14 protein-coding genes are annotated in these 15556 nt (G+C 66.2%); 8 read left to right on the forward strand and 6 right to left on the reverse strand.

All coding sequences use genetic code 11. The features are described from left to right. Nucleotides 1–79: 79 nt before the first annotated feature. Nucleotides 80–754 (reverse strand): Crp/Fnr family transcriptional regulator, encoded by a 675-nt coding sequence (locus QX204_RS33795; protein WP_040703546.1) that lies wholly within the window; start codon nt 752–754, stop codon nt 80–82. A 145-nt stretch (nt 755–899) separates the two neighbouring features. Next, entirely contained in the window at nt 900–1142 is a 243-nt protein-coding gene (locus tag QX204_RS33800) for a hypothetical protein (RefSeq protein WP_056821920.1), read from the reverse strand. A gap of 200 nt (nt 1143–1342) precedes the next feature. On the opposite strand from QX204_RS33800, the gene nth reads away from it, so the two are divergent. The 4 genes from nth to QX204_RS33820 are packed head-to-tail and all read left to right on the forward strand — an operon-like array spanning nt 1343 to nt 4683. Continuing rightward, entirely contained in the window at nt 1343–2068 is a 726-nt protein-coding gene (nth, locus tag QX204_RS33805) for an endonuclease III (RefSeq protein ID WP_301908205.1), read from the forward strand. Further along, the gene (locus tag QX204_RS33810) at nt 2065–2724 is read left to right on the forward strand and encodes a TlpA family protein disulfide reductase (protein ID WP_301904521.1); all 660 of its coding nucleotides are present in this window, start codon (nt 2065–2067) and stop codon (nt 2722–2724) included. The genes nth and QX204_RS33810 overlap by 4 nt, the downstream gene beginning before the upstream one ends. Nucleotides 2725–2764: 40 nt before the next feature. Beyond that, nucleotides 2765–3493 (forward strand): NUDIX hydrolase, encoded by a 729-nt coding sequence (locus QX204_RS33815; RefSeq protein WP_301904522.1) that lies wholly within the window; start codon nt 2765–2767, stop codon nt 3491–3493. Continuing rightward, on the forward strand, nt 3490–4683 hold the full coding sequence (locus QX204_RS33820) for a MarP family serine protease (RefSeq protein WP_301904523.1): 1194 nt from the start codon (nt 3490–3492) through the stop codon (nt 4681–4683). The genes QX204_RS33815 and QX204_RS33820 overlap by 4 nt, the downstream gene beginning before the upstream one ends. Nucleotides 4684–4920: 237 nt before the next feature. Here the strand turns inward: QX204_RS33820 and QX204_RS33825 are convergent, their stop codons facing one another. From QX204_RS33825 to acs, 4 genes are all read right to left on the reverse strand, one after another. Next, on the reverse strand, nt 4921–5907 hold the full coding sequence (locus QX204_RS33825) for an alpha/beta fold hydrolase (RefSeq protein WP_301904524.1): 987 nt from the start codon (nt 5905–5907) through the stop codon (nt 4921–4923). A gap of 55 nt (nt 5908–5962) precedes the next feature. Beyond that, nucleotides 5963–6490, reverse strand: a complete 528-nt coding sequence (locus QX204_RS33830; RefSeq protein ID WP_301904526.1) for a phage holin family protein — start codon at nt 6488–6490, stop codon at nt 5963–5965. Further along, nucleotides 6487–7716 (reverse strand): Na+/H+ antiporter NhaA, encoded by a 1230-nt coding sequence (nhaA, locus tag QX204_RS33835; RefSeq protein WP_301904527.1) that lies wholly within the window; start codon nt 7714–7716, stop codon nt 6487–6489. Before nhaA ends, QX204_RS33830 begins: the two co-directional genes overlap by 4 nt. Before the next feature lie 147 nt (nt 7717–7863). Further along, nucleotides 7864–9822 carry an acetate--CoA ligase gene (gene acs / locus QX204_RS33840; RefSeq protein ID WP_301904528.1) on the reverse strand — a complete coding sequence of 653 codons (1959 nt, stop codon included), beginning with the start codon at nt 9820–9822 and terminating at the stop codon, nt 7864–7866. Between the two features lie 387 nt (nt 9823–10209). On the opposite strand from acs, the gene QX204_RS33845 reads away from it, so the two are divergent. From QX204_RS33845 to QX204_RS33860, 4 genes are all read left to right on the forward strand, one after another. Next, nucleotides 10210–11808 carry a peptide ABC transporter substrate-binding protein gene (locus QX204_RS33845; protein WP_301904529.1) on the forward strand — a complete coding sequence of 533 codons (1599 nt, stop codon included), beginning with the start codon at nt 10210–10212 and terminating at the stop codon, nt 11806–11808. Between the two features lie 63 nt (nt 11809–11871). Beyond that, nucleotides 11872–12798: an ABC transporter permease gene (locus QX204_RS33850; protein ID WP_301904531.1), complete on the forward strand. Its 927-nt coding sequence runs from the start codon at nt 11872–11874 to the stop codon at nt 12796–12798. Next, a complete protein-coding gene (locus tag QX204_RS33855; protein ID WP_301904532.1) occupies nt 12791–13720 on the forward strand; it encodes an ABC transporter permease in 930 nt (309 codons plus the stop codon). The genes QX204_RS33850 and QX204_RS33855 overlap by 8 nt, the downstream gene beginning before the upstream one ends. Continuing rightward, nucleotides 13717–15384, forward strand: a complete 1668-nt coding sequence (locus QX204_RS33860) for an ABC transporter ATP-binding protein (RefSeq protein ID WP_301904533.1) — start codon at nt 13717–13719, stop codon at nt 15382–15384. Before QX204_RS33855 ends, QX204_RS33860 begins: the two co-directional genes overlap by 4 nt. The last annotated feature ends 172 nt before the right edge of the window (nt 15385–15556 follow it).

The raw sequence follows: 15556 nt of genomic DNA on the forward strand, positions 1-15556 counted from the left end.
GGTGTGGACGAGGCCCTCTCCTCATGAGCCCACACACAGACGCGGCCCCGTCGTACCGGGACGGCCTAGTGTTCGAACGTCAGCGAGCGCGACGTGCCAAACGCTCGGAATCCGAGATCAGCACGCTCTTGCCCTCGAGCCGCAGCCACCCGCGATGAGCGAAGTCGGCGAGCGCCTTGTTGACGGTTTCCCGGGAAGCGCCGACCAGCTGGGCGATCTCTTCCTGGGTCAGGTCGTGGGTCACGCGCAGCGCGCCCGCTTCCTGGGTGCCGAAACGCTGTGCGAGCTGCAGCAGCGCCTTGGCGACGCGACCTGGCACGTCGGTGAAGATCAGGTCGGCGAGGTTGTTGTTGGTGCGGCGAAGGCGTCGTGCCAGCACGCGCAGCAGCTGCTCAGCGATCTCGGGGCGCTGATCGATCCACGACTTGAGAGCGTCGCGGTCCATCGTCACGGCGCGGACCTCGGTGACCGTGGTGGCGGTCGAGGTACGCGGGCCCGGGTCGAAGATCGACAGTTCACCGAACATGTCGGACGGACCCATGATGGTCAGCAGGTTCTCCCTGCCGTCCGGGGACCGTCGGCCGATCTTCACCTTGCCCGTCGTGATGATGTACAGCCGATCGCCGGGTTCGCCCTCGTTGAAGATGACGTGGCCGCGCGGAAAATCTACCGGCTGCAGCTGCTTGGCGAGCGCGGCCACCGCGGTGGGCTCGACGCCTTGGAAGATGCCTGCTCTGGCGAGGGCCTCGTCCACGAATGTGCTCCTTATGGGATATGGCTTGCGAACCTGGTCGAGCGAATCGACCAACCGCGCAGTCTACGCGGCATTCCGGCACCGCAGTGACAGACACCACGTAAAGAGTGGATTGCGCGTTGAGAATCTATCGTTTAGCTATCGGTCAGCTTGCCCTGGCCACATCCAATTCGGAGGTGCGGGAACGGCGCTTGCGCACGCGCGCCACGGCGGCGGGCAGGCCGAGCTTCGTCAGCTCTTTCACTTCGGCGTTGCTTGCGTTGTCCAGGTACTGCTGAACCTCTTCGTCGGGTTCGAGAAGCTTTCGGAGCCGATTCTCGACCCGCTCCATCCCCAGCGCGAACAGCATCAACAGCACTGGGAAGAGCACCACAGCGAGTCCTTGCATGACTGGCAGTAAACACGGTCCAGGTCTCAGATGGAACACAGCGGGCAAACTGGCCGGGCAATGTTGTCGTAGTGGTTCCGTATGGTGAAGCAGTGCCCGTTTCCCCTGCCCCCGCCGCCGCGGGCGATGCCGATCCGGCCGTGGAAACGGCCGCCGCGCCCACCGGTCTCACCGCCGCGCGCAAGCGCAAGAACCGTGCGATAGCTGCGGAAACGCGGATCGGACTCGTTCGTCGCGCACGTCGGATCAACCGCACGCTCGCCGCGGCGTTCCCCGACGCGCACTGCGAGCTCGACTTCACCACTCCGTTGGAACTGGCCGTCGCGACGATCCTGTCCGCCCAGTGCACCGACGTCCGGGTGAACCTCACCACTCCGGCCCTGTTCGCGAAGTACCGCAGCGCCTACGACTACGCGCAGGCCAACCGGGTGGAGCTGGAGGAATACATCAGGCCCACCGGCTTCTACCGGAACAAGACCAGTTCGCTGATCGGCCTCGGTCAGGCGCTGATCGAAAAATACGACGGTGAGTTGCCTCACACTCTGGACGAATTGGTGAAATTGCCCGGGATCGGGCGCAAGACCGCCAACGTCATCCTCGGCAACGCGTTCGATGTTCCCGGCATCACCGTCGACACCCACTTCGGCCGGTTGGTGCGCCGCTGGAAGTGGACCGACGAGGAAGATCCGGTCAAGGTCGAGCATGCGGTCGGCGCGCTGTTCGAGCGCAAGGACTGGACGATGCTCTCGCACCGGGTGATCTTCCAGGGGCGTCGGGTGTGCCATGCGCGCAAACCGGCCTGTGGCGCGTGTGTGCTCGCTGACGACTGCCCGTCGTTCGGGCTCGGCCCGACCGATCCCGCGGTGGCCGCGGAGTTGGTGAAGGGGCCAGAGCGTGAACACCTGCTGAACATGGTCGGCCTGTGAGCGAACCCTCGCTGCTGCGGCGGCCCGCGTTGCGCTGGGTGCTCGCCGCGGTGATCTTGCTCGCGGCGGCCACGGTGGCGCTGTGGCCACGTGAGAGCGCCGAGACCGCCGAGACCGCCGGCACCGTTTCGCAGACATCGCCACAGACGTCGGGCGTGTCGGCCGAGGAACGAGCAGCGGCGGGGTCGGCGCCGTGCCCGGCACCGGCGACCGCGGTGGCGACCGGGTCGGGTCCCTTGGCCGGTCTCACGCTGAGCTGTCTGGCCGATGGCAAGCCCATCGATCTCGCGGCCGTCCTTGCCGGAAAGCCCGCGCTGCTCAATCTCTGGGCCTACTGGTGTGGCCCCTGCGCCGTCGAACTGCCCCACCTGCAGGAATTCGCGCAGCGGGCAGGCTCGCAACTCACGGTCATGACCGTGCACAGCGATCCCGACGAGGCGAAGGCGCTGTCGCGGCTGAGCGGACTCGGCATCACCCTGCCCGGTGTCGAGGATCCGCAGGCCGCCGTCCGCAGCGCGGTGGGTGCGCCCGCGGTCCTGCCCGTTTCGGTTCTGGTGCGAGCCGATGGCACCATCGCGAGCGTGGAGGTGCGTACCTTTGCCGACGTGGCCGACATCGCGGATACGGTAGCCGCGAAGCTCGGTGTAACGGTATGACAGAGGACGTAATGGTGGCGTGCGGATCGAAGGCGATGGCGTGAACGATGTAGCGAGGCTCGACGATTCCAGCATTCCGCCCTGGTTGCGCACCGCGACCAGAACCGGCGGCCCCGATGCCGACGACACCCTCGCTACCTCCCGCGCACTGCGCCGGGCCATGTCCATCACCGGCAAACCGCGCCAGGCCGCCGTCCTCGTGCTGTTCGGCGGTTCGCCCGACGCCGACGAGTCGATGCCCGGCGGGGTGCCCGCCGACGCCGACGTCCTGCTCACCCAGCGCGCTTCCACCATGCGACAGCACCGCGGCCAGATCGCCTTCCCCGGCGGCGCCGAGGATCCCGGCGACGACGGCCCGGTCGGCACCGCGTTGCGCGAGGCAGCCGAGGAAACCGGTCTCGACCCCTCGGGCGTCGAGCCGTTCGCGCTGCTGCCGAAACTGTTCGTGCCGCCGTCGAAATTCGACGTCACCCCGGTGCTCGGCTACTGGCGAGCACCCAGCCCGGTCCGCGTCGTCGATCAGGGCGAAACCGAGCGTGTCGTGCGTGTGCCGCTCGCCGAATTGCTCGATCCAGCACACAGATTCATGGTGCGTGGCAGTCTCGGCTACCAGAGCCCCGCGTTCCAGGTCGACGGCATGCTGGTGTGGGGACTCACCGGCGGTATCCTCGCCGGCATCATCAAATCCGCTGGGTGGGAAAGAAACTGGGATCGGGGCGACGTGCGTGACCTGGAGAGCTCGCTGGCTGCGGTCGGAATGACCCTGTGAGCGCCTCGGTATGGCTCGATATCGTGGTGGTGTTGATCGCGCTGGTCGCGGCGTCCACCGGCTGGCGGCAAGGCGCGGTGGCGTCGGCGCTGGCGTTCTTCGGCGTCGCGTTGGGCGCGGTCGCGGGCATCCTGATCGCGCCGCACATCCTCAAACACCTCAGTGAGGGCCGCAGTCGGGTACTCGGCGGCATCCTGCTGATCGTGCTGCTGGTGATCGTGGGCGAGGTCGCGGGCATGGTGCTCGGCCGGGCCGCGCGCACCAGCATCCGTCAGCCGGTCGCGCGCAGTGTGGACAGCGTCGTCGGCGCGATGTTGCAGGCGGTGACCGTGCTGGTCGCGGCCTGGCTGCTCGCGTTGCCGCTGGCTACCGCGTCCCAACCCGCGGTCGCCGCCGCGATCAACGGGTCGAAGGTTCTCGCCGACGTGAACTCCGTCGCGCCGGACTGGTTGCGCAAGGTACCCAACGAATTCTCCAGGCTGCTCGACACGTCGGGGCTGCCCGATGTGATCGGCCCGTTCGGCCGTGCGCCGATCGCCGCCGTCGAACCGCCGGATCCTTCCGTACTGGCGAGCCCGGTAGCGGCCTCGTTGCAGCAGAGCGTGCTGCGCATCCGCGGCACGGCGCCGAGTTGCCAGCGGGCGCTCGAGGGCTCGGGCTTCGTGGTCGCGCCGGAACGTGTGATGACCAACGCGCACGTCGTCGCCGGCACCAACACCGTGTCGGTCGATACCGCCCGTGGCCCGCTCGATGCCACCGTGGTGCTGTTCGATCCGTCCAAGGACATCGCGGTCCTCGCGGTACCGGGGCTCACCGCTCCGGTCCTGAAACAGGCCCCCGAGCCCGCGAGTTCGGGCGAGAGCGCGATCGTGCTCGGTTACCCCGGTGGCGGGCCGTACACGGCCAGCGCCGCCCGCGTCCGCGAGACCCTCGACCTCACCGGCCCGACCATCCACCGCGACGGCACCGTCGAGCGTGAGGTGTACACCGTCCGCGGCCAGGTCCGCGCGGGCAACTCGGGCGGACCACTGGTCGACGCCGAGGGACAGCTACTCGGCGTGGTCTTCGGCGCGGCCGTCACCGACGACGACACGGGCTACGTGCTCACCCTGAACGAAGTCGCCTCGGAACTGACCGCAGCAGCCCCGAGCCGCGCCCCGGTGAACACCGGCGCCTGCGTCCTGAGCTGACCACCCCCTCCCTTCCCCCCGGGGCCAGGGTTCACCCCGTATGTCCCTACCCAAAGGGGCCCGCCCCGATCTGGACTGACCGAAGGGTGCGACGAAGGAGTACCTGTAGGGAGGGAAGATCGGGGCCTCCAGGGCCCCGCTCGAGCGCGCCAGCGCTCCAAAAACACAGCCCCCAGCAACCCGGACCCGGTCGAACCCGATATGCCTTTGAGCGACTCCGAGCCCGTCAGCTCCAAATTACGGAGAGACCAGGTCGTCGTGCGGCGACCCGTTCACCCCATTCTGTTCGCGCCAGCGCGTCGTCAGCACCTCGTTCACCCTGCCCGGGTTCTCCTGGTGCGCGTAATGCCCGGCATCGGGAATCGACACCAGCGTCCGATGAGGAGACCACTGCTCCCCACGCTGGAACGTGGCGTCGAGCAGATACCGATCGTGCTCGCCGCGCAGCATCAGTACCGGAATGTCGATCGGCGTGCGCATCGTGGCCATGAACCGCTTACCGTCGGGCCGCCACTGACTGCGAAACGCCCAGCGCTGATATTCCAGCGCACTGTGCGCCGCCCCCGGGATCCGGATGGCATGGCGCATCCGAGACGCGGTCTCGACGAATTCGGCAGTGCGTGACCAGGGCTCACCGACCCGATCGTGCAGCAGCCGTTCGACCTCGGCTCCGCCACGCCGGGTGAGCAGGTTCTCGGGATAGCGGGGCAGCTGATACCGCAGGAAATCGGGGAGCCAGGTGGCGCGTTGCGCCGGATCGCGCAGGACAGCGCTCTTCAGCGCGGCGGGATGCGGCGAGCTGACGAGTGCGATCGAGCGGACCAGCCGCGGATGCAGCACCGCGGTGGCCCAGCAGACCAGTCCGCCTTCGGCGTGCCCGACGAGCGTGGCCTCGGTGTGTCCGAGTGCCCGGATCAGTCCGGCGATGTCGCCGGCGAGGGTCCACCCGTCGTAGCCGCGCGGTGGTTTGTCGGTGTCGCCGTAGCCGCGCAGGTCCACCGCGACGGTGCGATACCCGTGGTCGGCGAGCGCGGTCAGCTGATGCCGCCACGACCACCAGAAGTCGGCGAAACCGTGCAGCAGCAGCACCAGGGGCGCCTCGGAGCGGTCCGTACCGTCGGCTTCGACGACATGGAATCTGATTCCGTTGGCGTGCACGTCCCGGTGGGTCCACGGTCCGTCGAAACGGACGCTGGAGGGATCCGGGAATGAGTTAGCCGACACGCCGATCGAGCCTAGTGGGCGGGTCCGGCTGTTGCGACCGGGCCCGCCCGGCGCGTCATCGGTTGCTCGACTTGTCCAGCGAAGTGGCGCCCGCACCACGAGATCCGATGGCCGCATGCGCGTCGGCCGGATCGCGGTGAGTGAACGCCGCAGGCAGCACCTCGGCGGCCTGCTTGAGCGAGCCGATCGTCTTCTCCGGCGCGCGTACCTTCCGTACCTTGAGCCACCCGAGCAATGCCAGCAAGACAGTGGTGAGCACCATCAGCAGGAACACGATCAGGAACGCGGCCCAGCGCCACAGCCACATGTCGAGCAGCTCGGCGAGGAAGAAGAAGAAAAAGAACGAGCTGAACAGCAGCACTGTCAGCGCGAGGATGAAGAAGACGCTGCCGGTGAGGCCCTTCTTGATCTCACCGGTGACCTCGGCCTTGGCCAGCGCCACCTCGGCGCGAACCAGTGTCGACATCTGCTCGGTGGCATCGCGCACGAGGCTGCCGATGCTCGCCGATCCGGGCGGATTGGCGTCGGTCAACGGGATCGAAGTGACCGTCCGACCGTCATTTCCGCCTTGGGTGTAACTCACTTCGTCGACCCTTCTCCCTGTGGTAACTGGTCTGCATCGCGGCGCGCCTGGTGCACACGTCCTCGGCGCAACAGTAGCGCCGATCCGATCAGCGATGCTGCCATCGAGGTCACCAGAACGGCGGCCTTGGCAAGATCGACTGCATCGGTGCCGACGTCGGCGAGCGCGAGTTCCGCCACGAGAAGGCTAACGGTGAACCCGATCGCGCCGAGTACCGACAGGGCGAACATGTCGCGATACTCCAGTCCGCCTGGGCGTTTCGCCCAGCCGAGCTTGATAACCACCCAGCTCACACCGAAGATCCCGATTGTCTTGCCGAACAACAGCCCGAGGATGATCGCCAGTGAGAGCCGGTCGGTGAACAGTGATCCGAACACCGCGCTGTCGAGTGGCACACCGGAGGCGAACAGTGCGAACACCGGCACACAGAACCCGGCCGAGATCGGTTGCACCACATGCTCGAGATGCGTCGCGGGCGCGGTTTTCTCGCCGGGATCCTTGCGGACCCTGGTGAGCAGCCCCAGCGCGACACCGGCCAGCGTCGGATGGATGCCCGCCTCGTGTAGCGAGTACCAGCACACCAGCGCGACCGGAAGGTAGAACAGCGGCGTGTGCAGTCGCAGCTTCTGGGCCAGCGCCCAGGCACCGCAGCAGGCGATGGCGGCGACCAGCCACAGCAGCGACAGCGAGGCGGTGAACAGCACCGCGATGAGAATGATGGCGAGCAGGTCGTCGACCACGGCCAGGCTCAGCAGGAACACCCGCGCGCTGGCGGGAATCCGCGAACCGGTCATCGCGAGGATCGCGAGGGCGAAGGCGATATCGGTGGCGACGGGAATGGCCCAGCCCTTGTCCATACCGGGCACGCCGTGGCCCACCACCAGCGCGATCAGGGCCGGGGTGATCACACCGCCCACCGCGGCGACGATCGGCAGCGCGGCCCGTTTCGGGTCGGCCAGCTCACCGACGGCGAACTCGCGTTTGAGCTCGAGCCCGGCGACGAAGAAGAAGATCGCGAGCAACCCGTCCTTGGACCAGTCGGCCAGGGTGAGGTCCAGGTGCAGCGCGGGAATGTCGAGCTGGGTGTCGATCATCGTCTGATAGCTCGCGCCCCACGGCGAGTTCACCCAGATCAGGGCCACCGCGGCGGCCACGAGGAGTAGCGCACCGCCGACCGTCTCGGTGCGGAGATAGCGGGTGAGCTCCGAGCGAACGCGCGTGATCAAGGGCAAGCCTTCCGGCAGGGGTCGACTGAGCTGCGGACGCTCATCAACTCGATGCACGACCGCATGCCGACCAGACTTCCCGGCACACCTTGATGTGATCCTAACGGACCCGGCCGGCGACATCGGGTGTCGCCGGCCGGGCGCACGTCACTTGCTCTCGGCGCGGATGGCCTCGAAGACGCCCGGATCGACCAGGGTCGAGGTGTCGCCGAGCTCGCGCCCCTCGGCCACATCGCGCAGCAGCCTGCGCATGATCTTGCCGCTGCGAGTTTTCGGCAGCTCCGGCACGATGTGGATCTCACGCGGCCTGGCGATGGGGCTGATCTCCTTGGACACCTGTGCCTTCAGTTCGGCGACCAGGTCGGGCCCGGCCGACCCCGACGCCTCACCGGTGAGGATGACGAACGCGACGATCCCCTGCCCGGTGGTCGCGTCCGTGGCGCCGACCACCGCGGCCTCGGCGACGGCCGGATGCCCCACCAGCGCGGATTCGACCTCGGCGGTGGAGATGCGATGCCCGGAGACGTTCATGACGTCGTCGACCCGGCCGAGCACCCACAGGTCACCGTCGGCGTCGAGCTTGGCGCCGTCGCCCGCGAAGTACCACCCCTGCTCGGCGTAGCGCTCCCAGTAGGTGGCCCGGTAGCGATCCATGTCGCCCCAGATGCCGCGCAGCATCGACGGCCACGGCTTGTCCAGCACGAGGTATCCGTTGGCCTCGGTCTCCCCGAGCTGCACCGGGTTGCCCTCTTCGTCGACGACCGTCGCGGAGATCCCGGGCAACGGACCCATCGCCGCGCCGGGCTTGGTCGCGGTGACGCCCGGCAGCGGGGAGATCATGATGGCGCCGGTCTCGGTCTGCCACCAGGTATCGACGATCGGGGTCTTGTTCGCGCCGAATACTTCTCGGTACCAGCGCCATGCTTCGGGGTTGATCGGTTCGCCGACGGAGCCGAGTACGCGCAGGGTGCTCAGATCGTGTGCGTCGGGGATTTCGCGGCCCCATTTCATGAAGGTGCGGATCAGGGTGGGTGCGGTGTAGTAGATGGTGACGCCGTATTTTTCGATGATCTGGAAGTGTCGGTGTTCGTCGGGGGAGTTGGGGGTGCCTTCGTAGACGACCTGGGTGGCGCGGTTGGCGAGTGGTCCGTAGACGATGTAGCTGTGGCCGGTGACCCAGCCGATGTCGGCGGTGCACCAGTAGACGTCGTTTCCTGGTTTGTGGTCGAAGACGTTGTGGTGGGTGTAGGCGGTTTGGGTGAGGTAGCCGCCGGTGGTGTGCAGGATTCCCTTGGGCTTTCCGGTGGTGCCGGAGGTGTAGAGGATGAACAGTGGGTGTTCGGCGGGGAAGGGTTGTGCCTCGTGCGAAGGCGAAGCGACCGCGACGGTCTCGTGCCACCACAGATCGCGCCCGTCGGTCCACGGCACCTCCGTGCCGACCCGGCGCACCACGAGCACGTGCTCCACCGACGACGGCACGTCACCCTTGGCCGCCAGCGCCTCGTCGACGGCCTCCTTGAGCGGTGCGGGCTTGCCCCGCCGCCACTGGCCGTCGGTGGTGATGATCAACCGGGCTTCGGCATCGTCGACCCGCTGACGCAGCGCGCTGGGCGAGAATCCCGCGAACACCACCGAGTGCGTGAGCCCCAGCCGCGCGCACGCCAGCATCGCCACGATGGCCTCGGGCACCATCGGCATGTAGACGGCAACGCGATCGCCTGCCTCCAGCCCGAGTTCGGTCAGGTAGTTCGCCGCCCGCGAGACTTCCGCCAGCAGTTCGGCGTAGGTGATGTCGCGCGAGTCGCCCGGTTCGCCTTCCCAGTGGATGGCGACCTGGTCGCCGTGTCCGTCGATGACGTGGCGGTCGACGCAGTTGTAGGAGACGTTGAGCTCGCCGTCGCCGAACCAGCGCGCGACCGGCGCGTCGGTCCAGTCGAGCACCTCGGTGAAGGGCTTGTGCCAGTGCAACCGGTTGGCCTGTTCGGCCCAGAAGCCGTCGCGGTCGGTCTCGCCTCGCTGGTAGAGCGCGGCGTCCGCGTTGGCGGCGGCGGCGAATTCCGCACTCGGCGGAAACGAATCCTGGTGTCCTGCAGCGGTTTCGGTCACGTCGTTTCAGCCTCACATGCCTGGTGCGGTCGGGTCGGTCGCCGGGGTGCGGCCCGGCTGTCTCGACACTAGTCAACTGACCCCACCGAGGTGGACCGTTGTCCCCGGCGATGTTTCGCGGTGGTCAACAGGGCTGGTTCATCCGATGACTTCGCGGACAGACCGGCCGGTCGCGGGCTATCGTTTTTACTCAACGGTTCAGCTGATGGTTTCCGATTATTGTTCATATTTTTCTGCCGAGGGCGAGGGGCTCGGCAATTCTTCCTGAGTTTCCAGCGAGTAACCGTACTGATACATGTGAAGTGAAAATGGCTCGGATCGCTGAAAAATCCAGCCGGAGCCGCTAACCTCCGACCGTTAGCCACGGAATCGAACCGGGAGAGAGCGTTGAGATTCATCAAAGCGACCGCGCTGGTCGCGGCGGGACTGGTGGCCACAAGCCTCGGTCTCACCGCGTGCTCGTCCGAGGACAGTGTTGATTCGAGCATTGTCACCACCAATGCCGGCGAGCCGCAGAATCCGTTGGTACCGAGTAATACCAACGAGAACATGGGTGGTCGCGTTGTCGATCGCTTGTTCGCCGGGCTGAAGTACTACGACGCCAACGGTGTGGCCCACGACGAGGTGGCCGAGAAGATCGAGACGGCTGATCGGAAATCGTACAAGATCACCATCAAGCCGAATTGGAAGTTCACCGACGGCACCACGGTGACCGCGAAATCGTTCGTCGACGCGTGGAACTACGGCGCACTCGCCGACAACGCGCAGCTGCAAAGTTATGTGTACAGCCCGATTGTCGGATTCGACGACGTAAGCGCCGAGAAGCCCACCGTCAAGACGATGTCGGGCTTGAAAGTCGTCGACGACCGCACGTTCACCGTCGAGTTGAAGTCGCCCTCGATCGACTTCGAGAGCGCGCTCGGCTACGCGCCGTTCTATCCGCTGCCCGATGCCGCCTTCAAGGATATGAAGGCGTTCGGTGAGAAGCCGATCGGCAACGGCCCCTACGCATTCGGTTCGTGGGAGCACAACGTCAAGATCGATCTCACGCCCAACCCGGACTATCCCGGTGGCAGGCCTGCCAAGAACAAGGGCCTCCGGTTCGTGATGTACCAGTCCTTCGATACCGCGTACGCGGACCTGCAGGCCGGAAATCTCGACACCCTCGACACCATTCCCGACAGCGCGATCACCACGTACCAGAGCGACCTCGGTGACCGCGCGATCACCAAGCCGACCGCGCAGAACCAGCACATCGGTATCCAGACCACCGTGCCGCATTTCGGTGGCGAGGAAGGCATTCTGCGGCGCAAGGCCATCTCGATGGCGATCAACCGCCCGCAGATCATCGACAAGATCTTCAACGGCACGCGCACGCCGTCGCGTGACTTCACCGCCGCGACCCTGCCCGGCTACGACGCGAACCTGCCCGGTGCGGAAGTGTTCGATTACAACCCCGATCAGGCCAAGAAGCTGTGGGCGCAGGCCGACGCGATCGCGCCGTGGTCGGGTCAGTACCAGATCACCTACAACAGCGACGGCGGTCACCAGGCCTGGATCGAAGCGGTCGCCAACAGCGTGAAGAACACCCTCGGCATCGACGCGGTCGCCAACCCGATGCCGACGTTCAAGAACATCCGTGACGCGGTGAACGCCAAGACGATCGGTACCGCGTTCCGCTACGGCTGGCAGGGCGACTACCCGACGATGATGCAGTTCCTCAGTTCGCAGTACTACAGCTTCTCCGAGACCAACAACGTCGACTACAACAATCCCGAGGTGGACCGGCTGTTCGACGCCGCCCTCGCCGCCCCCACACAGGCGGATTCCTACAAGCTGATCGCGCAGGCGCAGGCGATCATGATCAAGGAGATGGCAGACATCCCAGTGTTCGACTACGTCGCCAACGCGGGCCGCTCGGACAAGGTCACCAAGGCCGAGCTCACCTGGAACGGCCTGTTCGACTTCGAGAACATCGAGAAATAGAACTCGACAGCTGGGCCGGGTCACTGCGAGGTGGCTCGGCCCCAGTCGTTTTCGGAGGAAGCGATGGCTTGGTACGTAGTTCGGCGTCTGCTCCAGATGATCCCGGTATTCCTGGGCGCGACGCTGCTCATCTATGCAATGGTCTTTCTGATTCCGGGCGACCCCATCAAGGCGTTGGCCGGCGAGAAACAGTTGACGCCGGCGGCCGAGGCGGTACTGCGCGCCCGATATCACCTCGATCAGCCCTTTATCGTGCAATATCTGCATTATTTGAAAGGGATTCTCACTTTAGATTTCGGCACCTCGTTCTCGGGCAGGCCGGTCCGCGAAGAACTCGAACGCGCCTTTCCGATCACTATCAGACTGGCGTTTCTCGCCGTATTCATCGAAGGTTTGTTCGGCATCGTCTTCGGCATGATCGCCGGGCTGCGCAAGGGCAAGCTCTTCGATTCGACGATGCTCATCGCGAGCCTGATCATCATCGCGCTGCCGGTGTTCGTCGTCGGTTATCTCGCGCAATTCTTTCTCGGCGTCAAATGGGGGATCGCCCCGGTCACGGTCACGGGTAAAGCGAGCCTGAGCGAGTTGATCGTCCCCGCGTTCGTGCTCGGGTCGCTGTCCTTCGCCTATGTGCTGCGATTGACCCGGAACTCGGTGGCGGAGAACAAAACCGCCGATTTCGTTCGCACGGCGACGGCCAAGGGGCTCGGCCGTCGCCGCGTGGTGTCGGTGCACATTCTGCGGAATTCGATGATCCCGGTCGTCACCTTTCTCGGCGCCGATTTCGGTGCGCTGATGGCGGGGGCGATCGTCACCGAGGGCATCTTCAACATCCCCGGCGTCGGCGGCACCATGTACCAGGCGATCATCCGTGGCGAGCCGCCCACCGTGGTGTCGTTCGTGACGGTGCTGGTGGTGGTGTTCCTGATCGTCAACCTCGTGATCGACCTGCTCTACGCCGTCCTGGACCCGAGGATCCGCTATGCATGACAAACAACAGCATTTCGTGGCCCCTGCCGAAGAGGTGGAGGTGCTCGCCACCGACCGTGTCCTGGACAAGGGCACCCCGACCAGCATCTGGGGCGACGCGTGGCGGCGACTGCGCCGCAACCCGGTGTTCGCGGTCTCGGTGGTGTTGATCGTGTTCGTCATGCTCGTGGTGGTGTGGCCCGCGCTGTTCACCGATCAGGACCCGCGGTTGTGCCTCGGCGAGTTCGGCATGGACGGCCCGCGCGAGGGTCATCCGTTCGGCTTCGACAAGCAGGGCTGCGACGTCTACGCCCGCACCATCTACGGCGCGCGTGCGTCGGTGAGCGTCGGCATCGCATCGGCGATGCTGTTTCTGCTGGTGGGCGGCATCCTCGGCGCGGTTTCCGGCTTCTACGGCGGTCTGCTCGACACGATCGTCTCGCGCATCGCCGAGATCTTCTACGCCATTCCGATGGTGCTGGCCGCGATCGTGCTGCTGCAGCTGCTGCGGCCCGCGGGGATCATGACGGTCGTCGCGATCCTGGTGGCCTTCACCTGGCCGCAGGCCGCGCGTATCACGCGTGGCGCGGTGATCGAGGCCAAGAACAGCGAATATGTCACCGCGGCCAAGGCGCTGGGTGTCTCACGGCTCGGCCAACTGATGAAGCACGTGCTGCCGAACTCGGCGAGTCCGCTGATCGTGGTCGCCACGATCTGGCTCGGCGTCTTCATCGTCACCGAGGCGACGCTGTCCTACCTCGGCGTCGGACTGCCGCCGAGCATCGTGTCGTGGGGCGCCGATATCGACCGCGCCAAGACCGAGATCCGTACCTCGCCGATCCTGTTCTATCCGGCGACCGCGCTGGCCATCACGGTGCTGAGCTTCATCATGCTCGGCGACGCGGTACGCGACGCGCTCGATCCGAAGGAGCGCACCCGATGAAGCCGCTGCTCGAAATCCGCGACCTGGACGTCAGTTTCACCTCCGACGGCAACCGGATTCCCGCCGTGCGCGGGGTGAACCTCACCGTCTATCCCGGCCAGACCGTCGCCATCGTCGGCGAATCCGGCTCCGGCAAGTCGACGACCGCGCACGCGATCATCAACCTGCTGCCCGGCACCGGCAAGGTGACCGGCGGTTCCATCCTGTTCGACGGCAAGGACCTGACCGAGGCGTCGGAGAAGGAGATCGTCGCGATTCGCGGCAACGGCATCGGCCTGGTCCCGCAGGATCCGATGTCGAACCTGAATCCGGTGTGGAAGATCGGCTTCCAGATCAGGGAAACCCTGGTGGCCAACGGCATCGCCACCGGCGACGGCGCCCGCAAACGCGCGGTGGAACTGCTGGCCGAGGCGGGGATGTCCGATGCCGAACGCAGGGTGAACCAGTACCCGCACGAGTTCTCCGGCGGTATGCGCCAGCGCGCGCTCATCGCGATCGGCCTGTCGTGCAGGCCGAAACTGCTGATCGCCGACGAGCCGACCTCGGCACTCGACGTCACGGTGCAGCGCCAGATCCTCGGTCATCTCGAAAAGCTCACCACCGAGCTCGGTACCGCGGTGCTGCTGATCACCCACGACCTCGGCCTCGCCGCGGAACGGGCCGAGCACCTGGTGGTGATGTATCGCGGCAAGGTGGTGGAATCCGGTCCCGCGCTGCAGATTCTGCGCGATCCGCAGCATGCCTACACCAAGAAGCTGGTGAATTCCGCGCCGTCGCTGGCGGCATCGCGAATGTCGTCGTCGCGGCAGCGGGCCGCAGTGCGTACTCGAGCCGTCGAGGTCGCGGAGAAGGTCTCCGACGATCGTTCCGACGCCGTGCTCGAGGTGCGAAACCTGTCCAAGGCGTTCAAGATTCGCGGCAAGCGGCCGTGGCAGTCGGCCGACTTCGTGGCCGTCGACGACGTGAGTTTCACCGTCGACCGAGGTACCACCACCGCGATCGTCGGCGAGTCGGGCTCGGGCAAGTCGACCATCGCGCAGATGGTGCTCGGCCTGCTCGAACCGACCTCGGGCACCGTGGCTTTCGATGGCAAGGACGTCGCGAAGCTGGACAGCAAGGGCGCGTTCGCTTTCCGTCGCCGGGTACAGCCGATCTTCCAGAACCCGTACGGCTCGCTCGACCCGATGTACTCGATCTTCCGCACGATCGAGGAACCGCTGCGGGTGCACAAGATCGGGACCGCCGCCGAGCGCGAAGCGGTGGTGCGCGATCTGCTCGACAAGGTGTCGCTGCCGACGACGGTGCTGCGGCGCTATCCCAACGAGTTGTCGGGTGGGCAACGTCAGCGGGTGGCGATCGCCCGCGCACTGGCCCTCTCGCCGGAAATGGTGGTCTGTGACGAGGCGGTCTCGGCCCTGGACGTGCTGGTCCAGGCTCAGATCCTCACGTTGCTCAACGACCTGCAGGCCGAGCTGGGGCTGACGTACCTGTTCATCACCCACGACCTCGCGGTCGTGCGGCAGATCGCGGACAACGTACTGGTCATGCGGGAAGGGAAAGTGGTCGAGGCGGCGACGACCGACGAGGTGTTCGCGTCGCCGCGCGAGGAGTACACGCGGGCGTTGCTCGAGGCGATTCCGGGGCGGGAGCTGCTCACGGGGTAGAGGTGTTCGGCCCTTGGGGGTCAGGAGTGCGGTGGCCGGGGTGTGGAGAAGTCGGGACAGTCTGGTGGCCATCGGTCGGGTCGACCTGCTCGACACCGACATGTGCGCGTTGTTCGCCGAGTTCTAGACGGTGGGGGTAGTCGGGCTCTTGAAACCTCTTCGAGAGCCCACA

This window comes from Nocardia sp. PE-7 (genome assembly GCF_030486425.1).
Lineage (GTDB): Bacteria > Actinomycetota > Actinomycetes > Mycobacteriales > Mycobacteriaceae > Nocardia > Nocardia salmonicida_A.

What these genes read in the sequence shown, in the direction of transcription:
- QX204_RS33800 (WP_056821920.1), bottom strand. Translation starts at nt 1,142, where the DNA reads ATGCAAGGACTCGCTGTGGTGCTCTTCCCAGTGCTGTTGATGCTGTTC.
- QX204_RS33850 (WP_301904531.1), top strand. Translation starts at nt 11,872, where the DNA reads ATGGCTTGGTACGTAGTTCGGCGTCTGCTCCAGATGATCCCGGTATTC.
- QX204_RS33855 (WP_301904532.1), top strand. Translation starts at nt 12,791, where the DNA reads ATGCATGACAAACAACAGCATTTCGTGGCCCCTGCCGAAGAGGTGGAG.
- QX204_RS33860 (WP_301904533.1), top strand. Translation starts at nt 13,717, where the DNA reads ATGAAGCCGCTGCTCGAAATCCGCGACCTGGACGTCAGTTTCACCTCC.